17 protein-coding genes, 1 tRNA gene and 1 pseudogene are annotated in these 21,147 nt (G+C 59.4%); 7 read left to right on the top strand and 12 right to left on the bottom strand.

Annotated features, from left to right (window positions below):
- Window positions 1–712: 712 nt before the first annotated feature.
- Both P8014_RS07460 and glgB read right to left on the bottom strand, forming a co-directional pair.
- Window positions 713–788, bottom strand: a tRNA-Ala gene (locus P8014_RS07460).
- A 55-nt stretch (window positions 789–843) separates the two neighbouring features.
- Complete coding sequence (glgB, locus tag P8014_RS07455; protein WP_337816712.1) at window positions 844–3,024, bottom strand: 1,4-alpha-glucan branching protein GlgB; 2,181 nt, start codon at window positions 3,022–3,024, stop codon at window positions 844–846.
- 162 nt (window positions 3,025–3,186) lie between these two features.
- On the opposite strand from glgB, the gene glgC reads away from it, so the two are divergent.
- From glgC to fabV, 5 genes are all read left to right on the top strand, one after another.
- Window positions 3,187–4,452: a glucose-1-phosphate adenylyltransferase gene (gene glgC, locus P8014_RS07450; protein ID WP_337816683.1), complete on the top strand. Its 1,266-nt coding sequence runs from the start codon at window positions 3,187–3,189 to the stop codon at window positions 4,450–4,452.
- Window positions 4,442–6,142, top strand: a complete 1,701-nt coding sequence (locus P8014_RS07445) for a glycoside hydrolase family 57 protein (RefSeq protein ID WP_337816682.1) — start codon at window positions 4,442–4,444, stop codon at window positions 6,140–6,142. Before glgC ends, P8014_RS07445 begins: the two co-directional genes overlap by 11 nt.
- A gap of 5 nt (window positions 6,143–6,147) precedes the next feature.
- Entirely contained in the window at window positions 6,148–6,546 is a 399-nt protein-coding gene (locus P8014_RS07440) for a 4-alpha-glucanotransferase (protein WP_337816681.1), read from the top strand.
- Window positions 6,450–7,619: a 4-alpha-glucanotransferase gene (gene malQ, locus P8014_RS07435; RefSeq protein ID WP_337816680.1), complete on the top strand. Its 1,170-nt coding sequence runs from the start codon at window positions 6,450–6,452 to the stop codon at window positions 7,617–7,619. Before P8014_RS07440 ends, malQ begins: the two co-directional genes overlap by 97 nt.
- A gap of 217 nt (window positions 7,620–7,836) precedes the next feature.
- On the top strand, window positions 7,837–9,027 hold the full coding sequence (fabV, locus tag P8014_RS07430; RefSeq protein ID WP_337816679.1) for an enoyl-ACP reductase FabV: 1,191 nt from the start codon (window positions 7,837–7,839) through the stop codon (window positions 9,025–9,027).
- 575 nt (window positions 9,028–9,602) lie between these two features.
- On the opposite strand, the gene P8014_RS07425 is transcribed toward fabV, so the two are convergent.
- The 9 genes from P8014_RS07425 to P8014_RS07385 all read right to left on the bottom strand — a co-directional run bounded on the left by P8014_RS07425 (window position 9,603) and on the right by P8014_RS07385 (window position 19,192).
- Complete coding sequence (locus P8014_RS07425) at window positions 9,603–11,090, bottom strand: FAD-dependent oxidoreductase (RefSeq protein ID WP_337816678.1); 1,488 nt, start codon at window positions 11,088–11,090, stop codon at window positions 9,603–9,605.
- Window positions 11,083–11,472, bottom strand: a complete 390-nt coding sequence (locus P8014_RS07420; RefSeq protein ID WP_337816677.1) for a DUF302 domain-containing protein — start codon at window positions 11,470–11,472, stop codon at window positions 11,083–11,085. Before P8014_RS07420 ends, P8014_RS07425 begins: the two co-directional genes overlap by 8 nt.
- A gap of 28 nt (window positions 11,473–11,500) precedes the next feature.
- Entirely contained in the window at window positions 11,501–12,634 is a 1,134-nt protein-coding gene (locus P8014_RS07415; protein WP_337816676.1) for an acyl-CoA dehydrogenase family protein, read from the bottom strand.
- Between the two features lie 25 nt (window positions 12,635–12,659).
- Window positions 12,660–13,208 (bottom strand): OsmC family protein, encoded by a 549-nt coding sequence (locus P8014_RS07410; protein WP_337816675.1) that lies wholly within the window; start codon window positions 13,206–13,208, stop codon window positions 12,660–12,662.
- 196 nt (window positions 13,209–13,404) lie between these two features.
- A complete protein-coding gene (locus tag P8014_RS07405) occupies window positions 13,405–14,988 on the bottom strand; it encodes a sigma 54-interacting transcriptional regulator (RefSeq protein ID WP_337816674.1) in 1,584 nt (527 codons plus the stop codon).
- 233 nt (window positions 14,989–15,221) lie between these two features.
- Window positions 15,222–16,091, bottom strand: coding sequence for a sulfurtransferase (locus P8014_RS07400; RefSeq protein ID WP_337816673.1), 870 nt, complete (start codon window positions 16,089–16,091; stop codon window positions 15,222–15,224).
- A 147-nt stretch (window positions 16,092–16,238) separates the two neighbouring features.
- On the bottom strand, window positions 16,239–17,072 hold the full coding sequence (locus tag P8014_RS07395) for an ABC transporter permease (protein WP_337816672.1): 834 nt from the start codon (window positions 17,070–17,072) through the stop codon (window positions 16,239–16,241).
- Complete coding sequence (locus tag P8014_RS07390; protein ID WP_337816671.1) at window positions 17,069–18,352, bottom strand: ABC transporter substrate-binding protein; 1,284 nt, start codon at window positions 18,350–18,352, stop codon at window positions 17,069–17,071. Before P8014_RS07390 ends, P8014_RS07395 begins: the two co-directional genes overlap by 4 nt.
- Window positions 18,353–18,385: 33 nt before the next feature.
- Window positions 18,386–19,192, bottom strand: coding sequence for an ABC transporter ATP-binding protein (locus P8014_RS07385; RefSeq protein WP_337816670.1), 807 nt, complete (start codon window positions 19,190–19,192; stop codon window positions 18,386–18,388).
- Between the two features lie 281 nt (window positions 19,193–19,473).
- On the opposite strand from P8014_RS07385, the gene cynS reads away from it, so the two are divergent.
- Window positions 19,474–19,914, top strand: a complete 441-nt coding sequence (cynS, locus tag P8014_RS07380; RefSeq protein ID WP_337816669.1) for a cyanase — start codon at window positions 19,474–19,476, stop codon at window positions 19,912–19,914.
- 93 nt (window positions 19,915–20,007) lie between these two features.
- On the opposite strand, the pseudogene P8014_RS07375 reads toward cynS, so the two are convergent.
- Window positions 20,008–20,327: pseudogene (locus P8014_RS07375) on the bottom strand (integrase core domain-containing protein); the annotation flags it as partial.
- 443 nt (window positions 20,328–20,770) lie between these two features.
- Between P8014_RS07375 and P8014_RS07370 the strand changes: the two are divergent.
- A complete protein-coding gene (locus tag P8014_RS07370; RefSeq protein WP_337816668.1) occupies window positions 20,771–21,067 on the top strand; it encodes a hypothetical protein in 297 nt (98 codons plus the stop codon).
- Window positions 21,068–21,147: the final 80 nt, after the last annotated feature.

Here is a 21,147-nt window from a genome sequence, read left to right as displayed (position 1 = left end):
AGGTGATAAACCCGATCCGCGGAGATGCCGAGAAAATAAGCTAGATCTTGAACCGACCATAGACGGTCGTCGGGGAGGGGGAGAGATGCTGAGTGGGGGAGGGAGTGGGGTGGAGCTGAAGGGTCGGAGTCTGGGTCGCCTGATCCGTCTCCGTCTGAGTCACTGCCTTTCGACGAAGCGCGCGAGCTGCTGCCACCGTGCGCTTGAGGGCTACGCCTAGAGCGCGAACGCTTGGCAGCGCGAGAAGACGAAGCCGGAGCGGCTACAACTACCGCACGATTCCTGCGCGCACTTGCACGGCACGCCCGAGATTCTGCCTGTTCGAGCATCTTGTGCCAGTGCGCTTCGAGCGGATCCCAGTCAGCGATCTGCTCGTCTGCCCTAAGTGGGCGTGGGTTAAGTGCCATCGTCATGCCTCCTATGTTAGTGAGACGACAGAGCAATTATTCCACGGCAGGCAGAGACAGGCAAGAACAAAATACACGTAACATGCTGATTAATATATTGTTTGTTAAGGTACCCAATAAAACACACTACAAGCCACCTTGGACCAAAATTGGACCAAAGGCAGAAACAGACGAGAACAGACAGGAACAGAAACTGGACCAAATTTGGACCAAACGGGACCACGAAACGCCCAGAACGGGCACAAAAAAAGGCCGACTCAAAAGAGTCGGCCTTTATGTAAGCTACTGATTTTAGCTAGGAAATTTGGTGGAGCGGAGGAGGATCGAACTCCCGACCTTCGCATTGCGAACGCGACGCTCTCCCAGCTGAGCTACCGCCCCATCGAAGACGCGCATTGTAGCGATCTTTTAGACGACTGACCAGCCCTTTTGCACATCATGCGTGTTCCAGGATAAGCACCCCAAGGGGAGGCAGCGACAGACTCAGCGAGAACTCCCGCCCCATCCAAGGGGTGGGCTCGGCCAGAACTACGGGAGAGTTGCCTAGATTGCTGCCGCCGTAGTATTCGGAGTCGGAGTTGATGATTTCCCGGTAGACGCCGCCGGCCGGCACGCCGACCCGGTAGTTCGTGCGCGGCACGGGCGTGAAGTTGCACAACACGATCAATTCGCGTTCGCCGCCACGGCGTACGAAGCTCAGCACCGATTGTGGCGCGTCGTGACAGTCGATCCAGTCAAAGCCCTGCCACTCGAAATCGTGGGTATGCAGGGCAGGGTGTTCGCGATACAGGCGATTGAGATCTCGCACCAGGGTGCGCATTCCTTCGTGCAGCGGAAACTGGCGCACGTACCAGTCGAGCTGACTGTCGAAATTCCATTCGTCGCCCTGGCCGAATTCGCAGCCCATGAACAGCAATTTCTTGCCCGGGTAGGCATACATGAACGCGTAGAGCAGACGCAGATTGGCAAAGCGCTGCCACTCGTCGCCCGGCATGCGGTAGAGCAGGGAGCGTTTGCCGTGCACCACTTCGTCGTGGGAGAAGGGCAGCACGAAGTTCTCGGTGAAGGCGTAGAGCAGGCCGAAGGTGAGCTGGTCGTGGTGGTACTGGCGATGCACGGGATCCTGTTTGAAGTACTCCAGAATGTCGTGCATCCAGCCCATGTTCCACTTCATCGCAAAGCCAAGGCCGCCGAGTTCGGTCGGTCGGGTGACCTGCGGCCAAGCTGTTGATTCCTCTGCGATGATCAGGGTCCCGGGGTGATGGCCCTGGACGGTGACGTTCAGTTCACGCAGGAAATCGATCGCCTCGAGGTTCTCGCGCCCGCCGAACTTGTTCGGCAGCCAGTCGCCGTCCTCGCGCGAATAATCGAGATAGAGCATGGAGGCCACGGCGTCGACGCGCAGGCCGTCGATATGGAACTCCTCGACCCAGAACATGGCGCTGGAGACCAGGAAGTTGCGTACCTCGTTGCGCCCGTAGTTGAAGATCAGCGTTCCCCAGTCGCGGTGTTCACCAAGGCGCGGGTCCTCGTGCTCGAACAGCGCGGTACCGTCGTAACGCGCCAGGGCGAAGTCGTCGCGCGGGAAATGTCCGGGCACCCAGTCCAGCAGCACGCCGATGCCGGCTTGGTGCAGACGGTCGACCAGATAGCGAAAATCGTCTGGCGTGCCGAAGCGGCTGGTGGGGGCGTAGTAACCGGTGGTCTGGTAACCCCAGGATGCGTCCAGGGGGTGCTCGGTCACCGGCAGTAGTTCGATGTGCGTAAAGCCGGTGTCGGCGAGGTAATCGACGAGCCGGTCGGCTAGTGTGCGATAATTGAGAAATTCGCCGTGTTCGTCGCGTTGCCATGAGCCGAGGTGAATTTCGTAGACCGACATCGGTGCGTGCTGCCAATCCCAACCGGCCCGGTGCGTCAGCCAGTCGCCGTCGTTCCAGGCGTAGGTGCTTTCTCCGGTAGTAATGCAGGCCGTTTGGGGGCGCCGTTCGAACTGTCGGGCATAGGGATCGATCTTGACCATCACCGCGCCCGTGTCGCGGTTGCGCAGTTCGAACTTGTACAGAACGCCGGCTCCGATTTCGGGGATGAACAGTTCCCAGATACCGCTGCCGCCGCGTACCTGCATAGGATGGCAGCGGCCGTCCCAGCGGTTGAATTCTCCGACCACGCTGACCCGCTCGGCGCCGGGGGCCCATACCGCGAACAGCGTTCCAGCAATACCGTCCGCATTGTGGGCATGTGCGCCGAGTACGCGGTAGGCGTGCCAATGCTTGCCGGAGTTGATCAGGTGGATGTCGAAGTCGCTGAGCTGCGGCGCGAAATTGTAGGGGTCAATCGCTGAATGGCGGGCGCCGCCGGCATCGGTCCAATCGATGCGGTAGTGTTCGGGGAGATCTTCCCGCGGGCCGCGCCACTCGAACAGGCCAGGGGCGTTGGCGACGGGTTCCAGCGTCATCTCTTCGACAGAAGCAGCGGCCGCATGCGGAAGGAATGCGCGTACTGTGACACTGGCTTCGTCGAGCGGATGCTTTCCCAGGACGCCGGATGGCGCATGATGGCGGGCCAGCAATATGCGTTGAATATTGTCGGGAACAGCCGGTTGAGTCGCATCCGCCATCTCAGGAACCTCTGGCAGTTGGGAAATGGGCTTGAACAAGGATTGTGCCAAGGCGCGCGTTTCCAGTAGTCTAGAAAACGCAGAGCAAGTCTAACATGGCTTCTTCGCCGGACTCGGACGATGGAGTCATTTCCTTCCAACGCATGAAACTCAGGTGACTGCATGAAGCATCAGTCGCAGCGTTTCGTTAGTCGGCTCACACGCGACACCCTGGCTCTGATTCTCGCGGGCGGGCGCGGCTCCAGACTGCGGGATCTCACCAACTGGCGGGCAAAGCCGGCCGTGCCCTTCGGCGGCAAGTTCCGCATCATCGACTTCCCTTTGTCGAACTGCATCAATTCGGGCATTCGCCGCGTCGCGGTGCTGACCCAGTACAAGGCGCATTCGCTTATCCAGCACGTACAGAAAGGCTGGGGATTCCTGCGCGGTGAATTCCACGAGTTCGTGGAAATCTGGCCGGCGCAGCAGCGCATCGACACGTCCTGGTACGAGGGGACCGCCGATGCGGTTTACCAGAACCTGGACATCATCCGGGAGCATGATCCCGAGTACATTCTGATCCTCGCCGGCGACCACATCTACAAGATGGACTACGGCGAAATGATTGCGCACCACGTCGAAACCAACGCCGACATGACCGTGGCCTGCCTGGAGGTTGATCTGGAGTCGGCCAAGGCGTTCGGCGTCATGAGCGTCGACGAGATGGGGCGGGTATACGAGTTCGCCGAAAAACCCGACCAGCCGCAGCCCATGCCTGACCGTTCCGACAGGGCGCTCGCCTCGATGGGAGTGTATGTGTTCAATACGCATTTCCTCTACGAACAGCTGACCAAGGACGCGGATTCGTCCAACTCACAGCACGACTTCGGCAAGGACATCATTCCCGGGATCATCGAGAAATACCGGGTGATGGCGTTTCCATATCGAGACACCCAGACCGGCACCCAGGCCTACTGGCGAGACGTCGGAACTATCGATTCGTACTGGGCCGCCAACCTGGAACTCATTGGCATTACGCCGGAACTCAATCTTTACGACCAGGAATGGCCGATCTGGACCTACCAGGAGCAGCTGCCGCCTGCGAAGTTCGTTTTCGATGAGGAGGAACGCCGCGGGATGGCGGTAGACTCCATGGTCTCGGGTGGTTGCATCATATCCGGGTCGACGGTGCGACATTCCCTTTTATATTCGAATGTTACAGTCAACTCCTTCGCCAACATCGAGGATTCCGTGATACTGCCTGACGTCGATGTCGGGCGTGGCGCGCGCCTCAAGAATGTGGTGGTCGATCAGGGTTGTATGATCCCCAAGGGGATGGTCATTGGCGAGGATCCGGAGGAAGACGCCCGCCGTTTCCACGTATCGTCCAGCGGCATCGTGCTGGTCACTGCTGAAATGCTCGGAGAACGCCTCAACTATGCCCGCTAAGCAAAAGCTCAAAGTAGTGTTGTGCTGGCATATGCACCAGCCCGATTATCGCGACGCGCAGCAAGAGTTCCAGCTTCCCTGGACCTACCTGCATGCCATCAAGGACTATGTCGACATGGCTGCGCACCTTGAAGCGCATCCCGGCGCTCGCGCAGTGGTCAATTTTGCGCCGATACTGATCGAGCAGATCGAAGACTACGCCGCACAGATTGCTGCCTGGCTTCAGCAGGGCACGCCGATCCGCGATCCGCTGCTTGCCGCGCTGGCGGGGCCGGTGCTGCCGCAGAGACCCGAAGAACGCATGTTGATTGCCGAGGCCTGTCTGAAGGCCAATCAGCAGCACATGATCGACCCGCACCCCGTATTCAGTGACTTGGTCGGCACGGTTCGCTGGATGGGGCGCTACAGCCATGCCATCGATTACGTAAGCGACCAGTTTCTGAGCGATTTATTGGTCTGGTATCACTTGGTCTGGATGGGCGAAACCGTGCAGCGCGCGGATGCGCGCGTCAAACGGCTGATGGAGCAGGGGACACATTTCACCATACAGGACCGCCGCCTGCTGATCGAGCTGATTGGCGAATTGCTCAAAGGGGTACTCGATCGCTACAAATCGTTGGCTAAACAGGAACGTATCGAACTCTCGATGACGCCCTATGGTCATCCGATCATGCCATTGCTGCTGGATATGCATAGCGCGGAGGAGGCGTGGCCCGACGTGCAGTTGCCTGAGGGCTTACATGAATATCCCGGCGGGCGCGAACGCGTGCTGTGGCATCTGCGTCACGGACGCGACGTTTTTGAACGGGTTTTCGGCGTCCGACCGACCGGTTGCTGGCCGTCCGAAGGCAGTCTCAGTGCTGGCACGCTAGATCTGCTCGGTCAGGCAGGGTTTCAGTGGACAGCCAGCGGCGAGACGGTCCTGGCCAATTCACTCAAGCAGATCGGCACGCGGATCGACGGCGACAAGGACTGGCTCTACCATCCGTACCGGTTTGGCGATAAGGGCATCCATAGCTTCTTCCGTGACGACAATCTTTCCGATGCGATCGGTTTCAAGTATTCGAACTGGCACGGCGATGATGCCGCAGCCAACTTCGTTCACCGCCTTGAAGAGATCGCCGATCGACAGGGCGCCGCGTCGCGCGTCGTCTCCGTTATTCTCGATGGAGAGAACGCCTGGGAATACTATCCGGCGAATGGCTACTATTTCCTGTCCCGCGTGTACGAGCTGCTCGCCGACCATCCGCAGATTGAAATGACGACTTTCGGAAAGGTGCTTGCAGGCAACGTCAAATCCACACCCTTGTCCACGCTGGTGGCCGGCAGCTGGGTATACGGCACGTTCTCCACCTGGATCGGCGACAAGGACAAGAACCGCGGTTGGGAAATGCTCATCGCAGCCAAACAGGCCTTTGACCGAGCAGTCGATTCCGGCCGGCTGCAGGGCGAGGCGCTTGAGGCCGCGCGCGCGCAGCTCGGCATATGCGAGGGTTCGGACTGGTGCTGGTGGTTCGGCGACTACAATCCCTCCACGTCGGTCAACGATTTCGATCGACTCTACCGCGTGCATCTGGCCAATCTCTATGTGATGCTTCAGGAAAGCCCGCCCGAGTATCTGGGCCATGCATTCTCCTTCGGCGGAGGTGACCCCGATGCCGGTGGCACCATGCGCCGCGGTCAGGAGTAGGCGAGGTGGGTGCGCTCGATCGCCGTAGCGCCGGTCTTCTCTTGCATCCCACATCGCTGCCGGGGCCTGGCCCCCAAGGTGATCTAGGTCCGGATTCCAGACGTTTCGTGGATTTCCTGGCGGCCAGTGGCTTCGGCGTCTGGCAGGTTCTGCCGCTCAACCCGCCACATAACGACGGTTCTCCCTATCAGGCGCAGTCCGCGCATGCCGGTGATCCACGCCTGATCAGCTTGCAATTGCTATCGGAGCAGGGTTGGCTTGCTCCCGAAGAACCGGGGGGGCGGCGTCGTGCGAAGCCCGCGCCCGTTTGCTGCATCTGGCCAGGCAGCAGTTCGAGTGTAGCGCTGGCGCTGAGTTCAGGGATGCATTCGAGGCATTTACGCAGCGCCATGGGCATTGGCTGAGCGACTATGGACTGTTCCGCGCGCTACGCCGCCATCACAACGATATGCCCTGGTGGAAATGGCCCCAGCCGCTGCGCAACCGCGACGCCGATGCACTGCAGGCCGCAAGTGAAGAGCTAGGCGAGCACGTTGCGCAGTGCATATTCGAGCAATTCCTGTTCTTCCGGCAGTGGGGTGAACTGCGTGCCTATGCCAACGAGCGCGGTGTGCGCCTATTCGGCGACATGCCGATTTTCGTCGCCTTGGACAGCGCCGATGTTTGGTGTGGCCGCCACCTGTTCGATCTCGACGAGAGCGGGGCCCCGCACTATGTCGCCGGCGTACCCCCCGATTATTTCTCGGCTACCGGCCAGCTTTGGGGAAATCCCCTCTATAACTGGACGCGCATGGGGGCTGATGGCTTTGCCTGGTGGAAACGCAGGCTCGAAAGCCAGCTCGAGTTATTCGATTTCCTTCGTGTCGACCATTTTCGTGGTTTCGAAGCCTGTTGGGCAGTTGCCGCACACGAACAGACCGCAGAACATGGTTACTGGCAGCCGATACCGGGCAGGGCGTTATTCGATGCGTTGGTTGAAGCATTCGGCGAATTGCCGCTGGTGGCTGAGGATTTGGGGGTCATCACTCACGAGGTCGAGAGTCTGCGCGACGACTACGGTCTGCCGGGCATGAAGATCCTGCAATTTGCCTTCGATAGCGACGCCCACAATCCCTATCTGCCGCATAATCACGCTGAGAACTGCGTTGTCTACACCGGAACGCACGACAACGACACAACCCTCGGCTGGTTCGACTCGCGCTCTCCGGAACTGCAGCAACGCATCTGCGAGTACCTTGGCTGCGGCGGTATGGAGGAGTCCATGCCCTGGCCGATCATCCGTTCCGCATTCGCCTCGGTCGCCAGGCTCGCCATTGTCCCGATGCAAGACCTCCTCGCTCTTGGTGGCGAGGACCGCATGAACATACCGGGTACCACCAGCGGTAATTGGCAATGGCGTTTTCGCTGGGAACAGCTGGAAGAAGGCTTGAGCGAACGAATAGAGCGCATGTGCAGGCTCTATGGCAGAATTTTTTGATGATAAAATACTTTAATTTTAAAAAATAATTAATTGTTTTATATGTAAATATAACCACAGACAACGCCCCGTGCCGTCGTGGGATCCCGCCTCTTAAAACAGCGCATCATTCGATGCGCTAGAATGCCCGCTTTAGAACCCAGCATGCGATTGCGCATGGTCAAGCCACCTAGGGACAGGGCCGCGGCCCTCACGAAATACGGAAGCATTCGACACCATGATCATTGAGCCGAAAATTCGAGGATTCATCTGCACCACCGCACACCCGGCGGGGTGCGCCGCGCACGTTCGGGAGCAGATCGACTACGTCAAGCAGCATCCCATCGCGGATGGTCCCAAACGTGTCCTCGTGATCGGTTCTTCAAGCGGCTACGGCCTGGCTTCACGCGTTACCGCCGCGTTCGGCGCTGGCGCTGCGACCATCGGCGTGTTCTTCGAACGCCCGGGCACGGAAAAGAAGCCAGGCACTGCCGGTTGGTACAACGCGGCCGCCTTCGACCGTTATGCGCATGAAGCCGGTCTCTACGCCAAAAGCCTCAATGGCGATGCCTTCTCGCACGAAGCCAAACAGAAAGTCATCGAACTGATCAGGGAAGACCTGGGGCAGGTCGATCTCGTCGTGTACTCGCTGGCATCGCCCGTGCGCAAAATGCCCGATACCGGCGAAGTCGCACGTTCGGCGCTGAAACCGATCGGCGAGACGTTCCGCGCCAACGCCATCGACACCAACCGCGACGTCGTCACCGAAGCCGAAATCGAGCCAGCCACCGAAGAAGAGATCGAAGCCACCGTTAAGGTTATGGGCGGCCAGGACTGGGAACTGTGGATCAACGCCCTGTCCCAGGCCGGGGTGCTGGCCGAAGGCTGTCAGAGCGTCGCCTACAGCTACATCGGTACCGACATCACCTGGCCGATCTACTGGCACGGCGCCCTCGGCCGCGCCAAACAGGATCTGGACCGCGCGGCCCACACCATCGATGCAAAACTGCATGAGCGGGAAGGGCGGGCATGTGTGGCGATGCTCAAATCCGTCGTCACCCAGGCATCGTCGGCCATCCCCATGATGCCGCTGTATCTGTCGATCGCGCTGAAGGTCATGAAGAACAATGGCCTGCACGAGGGCTGCATCGAACAAATCGATCGGCTCTTTTTGACCGGCCTGTATGGTGATGGCGCGATGGTCGACGAGGAGTCACGGTTGCGCATGGACGACTGGGAATTGCGCGGAGATATTCAGGACGCCTGCCGTGAGCTTTGGCCGCGCGTCACGACTGAGAATCTGTTTGAGGTCACGGACTACGCATCGTATAAGGCGGAATTCCTCAAACTCTTCGGTTTTGGCCTGGAGGGCGTCAACTATCAGGTGGACGTCAGTCCCCAGGTCGACTTCGAGCTCATCGATATCTGATCTGAATACGCCGCCACCCGCGACTGATGTACGGTCGCGGGTGATCCGATCAGAAGTCGCTGCCACACCTTTGGCAATAACCATTTCTGCGGTGATGAGAGTGCGTGTTTCCGCTCAGTGTGTCGTCAATGGGCAACTCGTTGCGGTTTGCCGCGGCTGAAGGCAACTCGGCAAGCCTGGTCTTGATGAAACCGGGCATGCGGAGCTATCCGGCTTCTCGCTCTGCGTGCTTGAGGTCGATCCGTCCAGTTCGCTCGCGGCGTACTTCCAAGCCGGGTGGACACCCAAATATATTTGTTAATAGATGGCGCGTTAACTTATTGATTTTATGAGGCGAGACTCCAAGCATAAATGTAAATGGCATCAAGCAAGCGTTTCAATATGCTGTCCTCGGAGCTTTCCAAGTAAATATGTTAATGAGGCGTCTAGTGGTTGGACCCTCCCTCAAATCCGGCTATCTGACTGACAACCCAGTTGCCCCGAAGAAAAGCAGGGCAGGGGTTAGTATCTTGGGCATCCTTGAGTGGATTCTGATAGTACGGTGTCCGCTTCCAGCTGCGGCGGTCATTGGTATCTCAAAGCTGTTTGGACGTGGAAATAGCCGGCCTTGTCGTTTGTGTCTGCGGCCGTGGGCGCGTAGGTTGAATATTGTCCCTGGGGTCTTCCCGAGAGATGGAATGAGTCATTAAGCGGTAAACTTCCTGAGCGTGGCGTGTGTGCACGCCAGACAATGCGAATCCACGCAGTGTCCCTTGCGTGTTCCGCCACTCCATTCGTCTGCCCTGTCCCGACTGGTCCACGGTTGCCCATCCACTGAGCGGCAGTGTCTCGCCATGGCAGACGGTCATTGGCAGGGTCGGCGTCTTGATCTGAATCAGCTGGGGAATGGTCTCGAAGGGCGTCGCGCTATCGCACAGGTCGGCGGCGATGACCTCGGCCTGTCGTCGGATAGGCTCCACGAATGCATACACCTGTCCTTCGATCTCGGCACAATCACCCAAGGCGTAAATATTGGGCACCGAACTGCGCAGCCGCCTATCCACAGTGATGCCTTGGCGGACAGCCAAATCCGCTTTGGCGGCGAGATCCGTGTTGGGGATTAGACCGGCTGCGGACAGCACGAGATCGGTGTCCAAGTGATCACCGCTGGATAGCATCGCGCGGTAGCCATCGCCATTGTTTTCAAGGCTGATCAGCGTCTCCTTGAAGCGCCACTCGATCCCCTTGTCGGCCAATTGTTGGCTCAGATCCTCAGCCATTTTGTCGGGTAACAGGCGGTTGAGCGGATGTTGGGCGGGATCGACCACGGTCACCGCATAGCCCGCCCCGCTCAGATCCTCGGCGAACTCGCAGCCGATCAGGCCTGCTCCCAGGATGGTCGCATGACGCACGCCGCGTTCCAGGCGACGGCGCAGTTTGGTGTAACTGAGTAAGTCATTGACCCGCAGGATGTCGCCGCAGGCTTCGCCACCGACCGGCAGCTCGCGCTGATGGCCGCCGAGGGCAAGCACCAGCTTGCCGTATTCGATGCCGCCCTTGGCAGTGACAAGGCGGCGCTTGGCCGAATCGATGCGTATCACGCGGGTCTGGGTGCGTACCTGTATGTTCAGGCGCGCAGCCCGGCTGCAGGCGTCTTCCTCGACCAAGTCTTCGGCGGACTTGCCCTTGGCCAGAGCTATAGACAAGATCGGCTTGGGATAGATCAGTCCATCGCAGGCACTGATAAGCAGCAGTGGTGTGCTGGGATCACGCCGTCGAACGGCCTCGGCCACCGACCAGCCGGCAAGCCCCGCCCCGACGATGACCACATAGTCGTTGCCTCCGCGGCACTTACCCGAAGCCATGGGGCGTTGTATCGCAGGATTCGCGAGCACGGCGGGTGGCGCCTCCGGCAGAGGTCGAAGATCGCTCTTGTTCAAGCCGCACAGAGGGCAGTGCCAGTCATCGGGGATGTCCGCGTAGCGGGTGCCGGGTTCGAGTCCGGAGTCAGGGTCGCCCTTGGCCTCGTCGTAGATAAACCCGCAGGCATCGCAGCTCCAACGTTTGTAGTCGCCATCAGTCATTTAGGGCCTCCGGCACCCCGGCCAGAATCTGCTCAAAGACGTCGTCCAGTTCCCAGCCGATGGCCGTTAGTGCGGGCTTGGCGTAGGGGGAGAACACCTCGCTCGGCATACGGCAGGCCACGCAGGTAGCACCGCTATTCTCGTAGACGTGAATGCGCAAGGGAATGTCATACCCGGCGGGCTTGTAGGCTTGCCAGACGCGGATGGCGAAATCGGGGCGAAACACTTCTAGGATTTGGTCGGCGGACACTTCCTTGCCCATTTTGCGGGCGTTCTCCTGTCCATTGATGTGAGCGACCAGACGCATATTGGCGGCATCGACGCCCGCTAGCAGTCGCTTCACGGTTTCATCCGCGCTCAAATGGGTAGTGAAAGTTTTCATGCATATCCTGTTATGGGTTGCCTTGGCGTCAGGAGGCCTGATCCATCTCCGCAAGCTCCTTGCGCAGATGCTTGATGGCCGGCGTTACGATGGCGACGAAATAGGCCTCTCGCAGCTTGCGTTGCGCAGGGGCTGACTGCAGATAACCTTTGGCGCCGGTATGCAGCATGGCTGACTGTGCCGCACGCAGCGCCAGCTCCCCAGAGGTCAGGCGCAGCTGCAGGACCTCGCGGAAGTAATCATCGGACTCCTCAAAGGCGTCTTCCGCCAGGGCCAGGCTCGCCTCTTCGGTGTCATCCAGTTCCAGCTGTAATTCGTCCGGGCGGTCCTCCAGGTAGCAGTTGACGTGCCCGAGCATCGGTTCCACATCCCGGCAGATATCGATGCAGGACTGCACCACGCCGAGTCCCATGCCGAGCTGCAGCAACACGATCCCCGCACGACTGCGGCGCAGGAAGGCGGCCCCGTCGTCGTCGATGATCATCGCATCGGGAATGAACGCCTCTTGAAATATGCAGGCAAAGGTTCGGGTGCCTTCCAGGGCGGTGAAGTGCGCCGACAGGCGAAGCTGGAAGCCCTGCGTATCGCAATCGACCAGCGCCATGACCGAGCGACCGGGCTCGCCCTCCACGTCGAACAGGGTGCCGAACACGTGCCCGGCACCCAGATTGGAGACCCAGGGCAGACTGCCATTGACCACATAGCCGCCATCGACACGCTTGCCGCGCAGGCGCAGCTCTTCGATGCCCGCGAAGGCCTTCATGGTATTGGACATGCCCGTACCGCCCAGGACGTGCCCCTCGGCCAAACGGCCGACCCAGTTCTCGCGTACCGAAGAATTGACCGCATTCTGCAAATACCAGCCGCAGGTGTCCTGACACCACATTGAAAACCCCGTGGACAGGCATTCCTGGGATACGAGGCTCATGGCCTTGATCGAAGACGGCATATCCATTGCCCCGTCCGCACGGGCGGCGGGCAGGTGCGGGCGGAAGGCGCCCGCCGCACCGAGCTGATGCATCACGGCTTGCGGATACAAGCCTTCCAGATCGATCTTCAGCGTCAGCGGCTTCAAGTCCTCATGGACGATCCGAGCCGCTGCTTCCAGCATGGACGTTGGGTGGTCTGCGGCATCAATCAGTCTGGCTGCCGATTCGCTCATGGCTGTGCCCTCCATCGCGATGACCTCAGGCCGGCTCGACCACCAGATTGACATTGCGCCGCAGGGTGTTCGCCACCGGCGACCAGACATTGGAGTGCGTGATGACGTCGTCGATCACTTCCTCGGGCGCGTCTCCTTCGGCGTTGATCTTGACTCGGACATCGGTAAAGCCCAGCGGCTTTTCAGGATTGAGATCACCTGTGCCCCATACGGCGGTGACGTTGATGTCGCCCTCGAGCTGCAGTTCTAGCTTGGTGAGCTTGACGCCGCGTGCGGTGGCGTTTGCGTGTACGCCAACAGCCAGGCAGGCCCCCAGGGTTGCCAGCAAGGCCTCGGAGGGGTTGGGGGCGTTGTTCTCGCCCAGCAGATGCGGCGGTTCATCTATCAGCAGTGGCGCCAGGTCTCGCACATAGGTCTGCATGCGGAACTGGCCTTCGCAGACCGTTTTGGCCTTGAGGGTCACCGTAGCGTCGGGATTGGACTTGCCCTTTTTCCCGAGCGCGGTCAGACCCTCGGCATCGATGGGGCGGAGATAGCTGATGGTGGTGGAAACGGTTTCGGCAGGGGTGCTCATTCTCGCTCTCCTCTTGTGTGAGTCATGCATCTGCACTCACGAGTAAAGCAACGCCTGCGCCAAGTCTGAAATTATCCATTAAAACAATGTGATGCGTTATGTTATGGGCTCTTGGCCTACGGCGCCGAACCGAGATTGTCGACAATGTAATTTTGAGTGACCGGTTTGTCGATTTTGTCAGCCGCCGGGGTGGTACTCAGTTGGCAATGCCCAGTTTTTGCATGCGATAGCGTAGCTGGCGCGGGGTCAACCCAAGACTGATAGCGGCGCGTGTTTTGTTGCCCTGCTGGTGACGTAAAGCCTCTAGGATGTCGGCCGTTTCCTCCGTTCGGACCCGCGCATAGGGACGGAGCTGCTCGACCGGGGAGAACGGTCGCGCCTGCCCCGCCGGAAGTGGGAGATGCGAGGCGTCATGGACCCCGGTGGAGATTTCCTGGGCGAGGATGTCCTCGATCAGCTCGCGCCCGATCAGCCGCCCGCCGCTCATCAGTACCCCGCGCTTGATCACATTCTCCAGCTGACGGATGTTGCCGGGCCAGGTATAGGCCGCCAGGGCGCCCTGAGCCCCAGGTCCAAAGCTCGATTCATGGCCGAATTCCTGATTGGCAAGACCGAGTAAATGCTGGGCCAGGATGCCGATGTCCTCCTGGCGCGCGCGCAGCGGCGGCAACTTGATCGGGAATACGTTCAAGCGGTAGAACAGATCGAGTCGGAAACGCTTTTCCTGCACAGCCTGCTGAAGATCCTTGTGGGTCGCGGACACGATGCGCACATCCACAGGAATTTCCCGCGTACTGCCCACGCGCTGAATCGTTTTGTACTCCAGCACGCGTAGCAGTTTGGCCTGTAGTTCGAGATCCAGATCGCCTATTTCGTCCAAGAACAGAGTGCCGTTAGAGGCCAGTTCGATGCGCCCGCGCTTGGCCGACGCGGCGCCGGTGAAGGCACCCTTCTCGTGGCCGAACAGTTCAGACTCCATGAGGTTGGCGGGGATGGCCGCGCAGTTGATGCTGACGAAGGGACCATCGGCGCGTTTACTGGCCATGTGCTGCATGCGCGCGAAGCGTTCCTTGCCGGTGCCGGACTCGCCGAGTAGTAGCACCGTGGTGTTGGTCGCGGCGACCTGCAGCGCCTGTTGCACCGCCTCCTGCAGGGCAGGACTCTGACCCAGTATGCCGTAGCGCGCGCCCTCGCTTTCCAGCTTGTTGCGCAGCATCTGGTTTTTGGACAACAGATCGGCGGTGCGGGCCTCCACCATCTCATCGATGCGAAGCACCTGTCCGATGAAGGTGGCAATCACCTGCAACAGAGCCATGTCGCGTCGAAAAGGGCGTTCACGTTTGCGCAGGCGGTGCACGGCGAGTACCCCGACCGGCTTGTCTTCCCACAAGATGGGCACCGCGATATAGGCCACGGTTTCGTCCGGCAGGGTGGCTCGGTCCACGGCCCGCCGCAAATAGGTCGGTTCGTCGTCGATATCCTGGATCAGTGCCATCTGGCCCGTGTGGAACACGCGGCCCGTAATGCCCTCACCGATGGCGTAGCGTCCGCGTTCGCGCTCCTTAGCCGTTAGGCCGTAGGCATAGCGGATGACGAGATCCGGACTCTCGCCTTCGGACAGCAGCACGCGCCCGCGGTTCAGACCCAGCAACTGGGACAGCAGGTGCAGAATGCCGTAAATTGATCCCCCCGTGTCGCTGCCATGAGTGATTAGGCGGGCGGCCTCCTGTACGACCAGGAGTTCGGGTTCGGTGGAGCTGTAATGATGCGTAGCACCCATGGGGATAGACATACGAGGTAGACAACAACCTCAAAAAAGCAAGATCAGGGCCAGTGCTGAATGACGGGATATAAGGAATACAGGCCGGGCTCAAGGTAAAACCGTCGCCCAAAAAGGCGTCACGCGCCCCTTGATGGGGCGCATGACGTGGGTTCGCTCCAGCCTCGGCATGCGCTCGCCGCCGGCGTCGACTTTTCGGTGGGGAAGGGCGTTGGTGCCCGGGCCGGGCTCGCTTACGCGGCCTCCCAGGCGAGGGGACCACTTTCGATGGGCAGACTCGGATCACGCGACCACTCGTTCCATGAGCCGAAATAGAGTTTGACGTCCTTCACGCCGGCCTGTTTCAGAGCGACAAAGGTATTCGACGCACGCGCGCCCTTGAAACAGTACAGATAGATGGGTGTGTCCGGTCCGATGCCAACGGTTCTGCATTCTGCCTGCAGTTCCTCCTTGGACTTGAACACGGGCACGCCATCTTCATTTGGCTTCATCATGCGATACCATTCCAGCCACACCGCGCCCGGAATGCGTCCCTTACGGGGACAATAATCGATGCCGTACGGTGAGGAACTGATCCCCACCCATTCATCCGCGTCGCGCACATCCAGGATTAAGGCGTTCGGGTCATCCAAAACGGCCAGCATGTCCTCCTGCGTCAGCAGGACGCTCGCAGCCGTTTCGTCCACCGGAAACGTCTTGCTCTGCGGCGTAGGAACCTCGATGGTCGTTTCCATCCCCTGCGCCAGCCAGGCCTGGTATCCACCGTGCAGAATGGCCGCCTTCGGGTAACCCAGAAACTGCAGCAGAAAATAACCGCGGCAGGATTGGCCGAACCCGGCATTCATCGTTTCCTCATACAGGACCACCGGCTCCTCACCGGAAACGCCTACGGAACCGAATGCCTCGGAAAACTTGTCGCGCAGCTCTTCGAGACCTTCCTTCGATGAGGTTGCCAGATATGTGAATATCTCATGGAGATTGACCGCACCGGGGATGTGTCCAGCTGCGTAGGCCTGAGGTGACCGGGTGTCGATGATGACGGCGGGTTGGGAGGCCTTCATCTGCTCGAGTTCGCTGCAGGATACAAGTGTGTTTATCGTCATGTTTTCATCTCCTATGAAACACGGTTTGCGCCAATAGCCTTGAGGCGGGGTCGATGTCTCAAGAGCCCTGAGATAGCGACCCCTGTTCAATGTTCAAAATGTCCTGGATGGTGAATACGGTCGCGCGGGTGTTAACGCGGTCCGCAATCAGCCTTCCTGATGCCAACTGAATTTCTTGATCATCGAGACGCAGATGGCGTCGAGGAAGAATCCGATGACGCCTATGGCCAGAACCATGGCGGTCACCGTGCTGTAGTCGAATGAATCTCTTGCGTCGTTGATCGCGTAGCCCAGGCCGCTGGTCACGCCCAAATACTCTGCCGGCACGAGTACGATCCAGGCGACGCCGAGCGCTAGCCGGATACCCGCAAAAATGTCCTGACCAACGGCGGGGATGATGATTCGGCGCAGCAACTGGAACCCGTTGCCACCCAGGTTCCTGGCCACCTTGAACCACAGCGGATCGATGCGCCTGACGCCTTGCGCCGTGGAAAACAGCACCGGCCAGACTGCGGCCATGGCGATCAGGAAGATGATCGCCCCGTCCCAGGAGGGGAATGTCAGCACCGCAACGGGCATCCAGGACAGCGGACTGATCATGCGCAAGAACTGGAATGGGAAATGCGTGATTTCCCGCACCTCCTTGAACAATCCGACACCAACGCCGAAGGGCACGCCGATAAGGATCGCCCAGAACAGGCCCATGCCGATGCGGTACATGCTCGGAGCGGCGATGCCCCACAGGGCACCGCTCGCGATCAGGTGATACAAGGTCCGGAAGGTGGGGGCCGGAGCGAAGCCGGAGAATGACGATATCCGGCTGTCGTGCTGAATGATAAATCCACCGAGCCACCATAAGCCGAGCAGCAGGCCGCCGCCGATGACCGGATAGAAGGGGCGCAGTCCCCACCGTCGCCAGGACATTCGCGAGGGGTGATCGGCACGCATGAATCCAATGACGGCTGCCTGCTTGGCGCTCATATTTTCACCACTTCCTTACGCAGATACTTGTCGTAAGGATCGACGCCGTAGACCGTTGACCATTTGCGCCAATCGCCGTGACGCAGGATCGCGGATTTCACATGACTGTACTCAACCAAATCCTTGGACACGAAATCCGGGTCGAGATTTTTCAGGAAGGTGGTGTCGCCGGTGACAAGGGTTTTGTTCATCTCCTGGACCATCAGCTTGGTCGCCGAGGGATACGGCCAGGGCTGGAAGTCGATCCGACCGTCATGCCAGGTGTTTTCGTTCTGGATGGCCGGCGGGTCCGCGTAGTCCTTGTCGGAGTAGAACGTCATCGCCCGCTCGACAACCTTTGCCGGCATCGGCAGGTAGCCCTTGCCGTCCTTGGACATCATGTGTGCGACCTCTTTCTTGTTGGCCTGCGCGTACACTTCGGCGCGCACGATCGCGTTCATGACCTTCTGTGTCCAAACCGGCTTCTTGTTAACCGTGTGTTCGTTCATGCATACGACGCAGCACGGATGGTTCTCCCACATGTCGCCGGAGAAACGCAGAATCTTGCCGCCCACGAACATCTCGCCGGCCGCGTTGAAGGGTTCGGCCACGATGTAGGCGTCGATTTTCCGGGCTGCCAGAGCCGGCGGCATTTCGGGTGGGGCCAGTACAACGAGATTGACCTCGTCCTTGGCCAGGGGCGCACTCTGCGGCTTGATGACCGCTTTCAGTCCAACCGTGCGCAGCGCCATTTGCAACAGCACATTGTGCGTCGAGTACCAGTACGGTACCGCCACCTGCTTTCCCGCCAGCACGGTGAACTCGCTTGCGCCGTCGCCTGCCAGTTTCTTCGCGTCCTGTGCGGACCAGACATGCGGGCCGACCAGAACGCCGGAACCGTTGACGTGTGCCCAGCCCGTTATCTTCACCGGGAATTTGTTGTTGTAGCGCATCCAGATCGGGATCGGGATCAGCAGGTGTAGCAGGTTGAATTTGCCTGCGGCGAAGCTCTCCACAAGCGGTGACCAACCCTGAATGAGGGTCGGCGGTGCGGATTCCAGACCTTCGTCCTTGAAATATCCCAGTTCGTGCGCGACCAGCAGCGCGGTCGCATCGGTAATCGGGATATAGCCGATGCGCACGACCTCGTCCTCGGGCGGGGCCGTGTTCGCCAGCACGGTATTGGGAAGCGTCATGCCCGCCGCCAATCCACCCATCGCGAGCATGTCCAGCAGGAAGTCGCGCCGGCTCATTTCGTGATTGAAGATGTAATTCAATTCGTCGTTTTTGTGTTCACTCATCGAGCGGGGCCTCGTGTCTAGGGTTGATGGGCTTCAGGCGGCGGCCTGTGGTGTCGTCGCCGGATTTTTTGTGGAATTGCGATCGATAGCGGATACGTCACTCCCCACTAACCGTTCGAACGTTCGCATGAGTGCCTCGCGCTGGCGGCTGAACTCGCTACTGCTGCGATCGCGTGGGAAGTCGGCATCCACCACGATCTCGCCGACGATACGTCCGGGATCGGCTGCCATGATCAGAACCCGGTCCGCCATCGCCACCGCCTCGTCGATGTCATGCGTCACGATCACCAGCGACAGTCCCTCGCGCCTGGCGATCTGAGCAACCTCGTCCTGCAGGCTCGTGCGCGTGAACGCGTCCAGTGCCGAGAACGGCTCGTCCAGCAGCAGTACCTCAGGTCCCGCCGCCAGCGAACGCGCCAGGGCCACGCGCTGCTGCTGTCCTCCGGAGAGGGCTTGAATCTTTGCATCGGCCTTGTCGGCGAGCCCGACCAGCCGCAGTAGGCGGTTCACCTTCTCGGCGTCTTTGCGACCCGCGAATACCAAACCCAGGGACGCGTTTTCGCGCACCGACATCCAGGGAAACAGGGCGGGTTTTTGAAACATCATGTTCCACTTGGCACTGGGCTTACTCACCTGATGGCCATTGATGCGCACACAACCCTCGCTCGGCAGCAGCAGGCCCGCCAGCATGTGCAGCAGAGTGGATTTGCCGCACCCACTGCGGCCGATGAGCGCCACTTGTTCGCCGGGTGCAATGCTTAGGTCGATATCCTTCAAGGTTGGCGCCGCCTGACCCTTGAAGGTGTGGGAAATGAAGTCAACGGAGATTTTTGCACCCATGTGGATGTCCCGGCTCTGGTCTCTATTGCCAGGTTGCAGACATCGTGCCATTCAGCATGAGCGCACTGGAGTGGCTGATCAGAAGGCCTTGTCCGGTCCGCATTGCCGACAATGTCCGACAAAGTCGCCGCACCGTTCGCGTGACGGCGGAGTAGGCGCTAGCACGAGGAACTGGCCGGTGGGCGCACGGCTCGAGTCGCCTCTGTCTTGGCACCGCATTTGCTGGTCAGCAAACAGTGGCCACCGTGCTGCTCCCTAAACCATCATTGAGGCGATACGGCATGACCAAGAATGAAATGAAGCAAGCTATTCTCGAAGCCAAGCAGACCACGGGCCTGACCTGGGAGGCGCTCGCCGCGAAGACGGGCTTGTCTGTCGAGTTCACCTGCTCGGCCTGCCTGGGGATGAACAGTCTGAAGGCAGAGGCCGCCGACGCTGTGTGTGAATCCCTGGGTCTACCGGCAGAGGTGTCCGCCGCTTTGCAGGCATTCCCGAAGAAGGACTGGGATCAGATCGTGCCCACTGATCCGCTGATTTACCGCTTTTATGAGATCACCGGGGTCTATGGCGAGATGTTCAAGGAAATCATCCATGAGAAATTCGGTGATGGCATCATGAGCGCCATAGACTTCACCACCTGCGTGGAGAAAGTGGACGATCCCAAGGGGGACCGGGTCGTCATTACGCTCAACGGCAAATTCCTACCCTACAAGAGCTGGTGACACATCGTCCGTGCTCAACACGTCTGAAGACCGGCGGTTAGAAGAAGTGGCCCCGGGAAATTGGACAGCACGATAAGTGCTTCCTCTCTCGGGTTATGCCGCCAGTCTGGCGGCGGATTCGTAGTACACGCTGTCGGGCGTGCGCCGGTCCAGCGACGGGTGCCGCCTCTGGGCGTTGTAGAAGGCCGGGTATCGCCCCAGTGACCTTCGTGCATCGGCGACATTGTCGTAGGCCTTCAGATATACCTCCTCATATTTCACGCTGCGCCACAGGCGCTCGACGAGCATGTTATCGACCGACCCTTGCCGTCCATGCTGATGCGGATGCCATGGTGCTTGAGAACGCCGGTGAACGCCTCGCTCGTGAACTGACTCCCCTGATCGGTATTGACGATCTCCGGGGCGCCGTAGGCTTGCCGCAAGTTCAAGTCCGAATCGCCTACAGGATCAAAAGGTGCTGCGTAGTAACACGTTATACCGCCAAGCGGTTGATGCGTCGTCTGGGCCGGCGTTTTTCAAGACAGTTGTCGCTATTTCCGTTCATGCGGCTCGTTCGTTCAGCCGCTCCGTACGCTCTGGATTCAGGGCGGTCGGACCGATCACACTCCAGTCGCGTGTCTTGCCTGACCACCGTTGCGGGTGGCGCCGTTTTGCCGTTTCGTAGAGCCCGCTGCGTTGCTCCAGTAGCTGGCGGTCCTCGGCCCGTGGAACACAAGTGCAAGGAAAGCCGATGAGCATCAGTGTCAGCAATACGGCGCGGTGCCCTTGGACCCGCCCAAACGTCGGCTTATGATCAAGGCGTCTACCCACGGCATGTCTCAGATTTTACCTACGTGTCGACTCAGAAGGAGATGCGTTGTCGCTGGAAGACGGGCTTAAAATATCAAACTATACATTAGGTAGCATCTATAAGTATGCGCACAGTAATAGTGTCGGTAATTGGCACATAGTACGTCTTACAGGGCGCTCAATACTTGAGGAACTGGATAAGATCCAGCGCATATTCCCACAGGGGATAGACGCTTTCCGCTGGCAAGTACTTACCGTCGAAATGCAAGAAGTCCATGTTTACATTCATCAAAGTATATTTAATGATCTAAAAACCTATATTAGTGGCGCTTCCCCTAATCGAGTGGGTGGCTTAGGCTGCTGAGCGATGAGAGACATAGATCTTTACGCGCAGATTCTGGGGTTGAGTTCGCCATGGCAGGTGGTGTCGGTGGAGGTGGATCA

This window comes from Acidihalobacter sp., assembly GCF_037381185.1.
GTDB lineage: Bacteria > Pseudomonadota > Gammaproteobacteria > DSM-5130 > Acidihalobacteraceae > Acidihalobacter_A.
This window is presented reverse-complemented; position numbering and strand designations above follow the sequence as displayed.

Excerpts from the sequence above, each read along its gene's own strand:
- glgB (WP_337816712.1), bottom strand. The coding sequence starts at position 3,024 with ATGGCGGATGCGACTCAACCGGCTGTTCCCGACAATATTCAACGCATA.
- P8014_RS07420 (WP_337816677.1), bottom strand. The coding sequence starts at position 11,472 with ATGAAAACTTTCACTACCCATTTGAGCGCGGATGAAACCGTGAAGCGA.
- P8014_RS07445 (WP_337816682.1), top strand. The coding sequence starts at position 4,442 with ATGCCCGCTAAGCAAAAGCTCAAAGTAGTGTTGTGCTGGCATATGCAC.
- glgC (WP_337816683.1), top strand. The coding sequence starts at position 3,187 with ATGAAGCATCAGTCGCAGCGTTTCGTTAGTCGGCTCACACGCGACACC.
- P8014_RS07390 (WP_337816671.1), bottom strand. The coding sequence starts at position 18,352 with ATGAGTGAACACAAAAACGACGAATTGAATTACATCTTCAATCACGAA.
- P8014_RS07425 (WP_337816678.1), bottom strand. The coding sequence starts at position 11,090 with ATGACTGATGGCGACTACAAACGTTGGAGCTGCGATGCCTGCGGGTTT.
- P8014_RS07410 (WP_337816675.1), bottom strand. The coding sequence starts at position 13,208 with ATGAGCACCCCTGCCGAAACCGTTTCCACCACCATCAGCTATCTCCGC.
- P8014_RS07415 (WP_337816676.1), bottom strand. The coding sequence starts at position 12,634 with ATGAGCGAATCGGCAGCCAGACTGATTGATGCCGCAGACCACCCAACG.
- cynS (WP_337816669.1), top strand. The coding sequence starts at position 19,474 with ATGACCAAGAATGAAATGAAGCAAGCTATTCTCGAAGCCAAGCAGACC.
- fabV (WP_337816679.1), top strand. The coding sequence starts at position 7,837 with ATGATCATTGAGCCGAAAATTCGAGGATTCATCTGCACCACCGCACAC.
- P8014_RS07395 (WP_337816672.1), bottom strand. The coding sequence starts at position 17,072 with ATGAGCGCCAAGCAGGCAGCCGTCATTGGATTCATGCGTGCCGATCAC.
- P8014_RS07405 (WP_337816674.1), bottom strand. The coding sequence starts at position 14,988 with ATGGGTGCTACGCATCATTACAGCTCCACCGAACCCGAACTCCTGGTC.
- P8014_RS07385 (WP_337816670.1), bottom strand. The coding sequence starts at position 19,192 with ATGGGTGCAAAAATCTCCGTTGACTTCATTTCCCACACCTTCAAGGGT.
- P8014_RS07400 (WP_337816673.1), bottom strand. The coding sequence starts at position 16,091 with ATGACGATAAACACACTTGTATCCTGCAGCGAACTCGAGCAGATGAAG.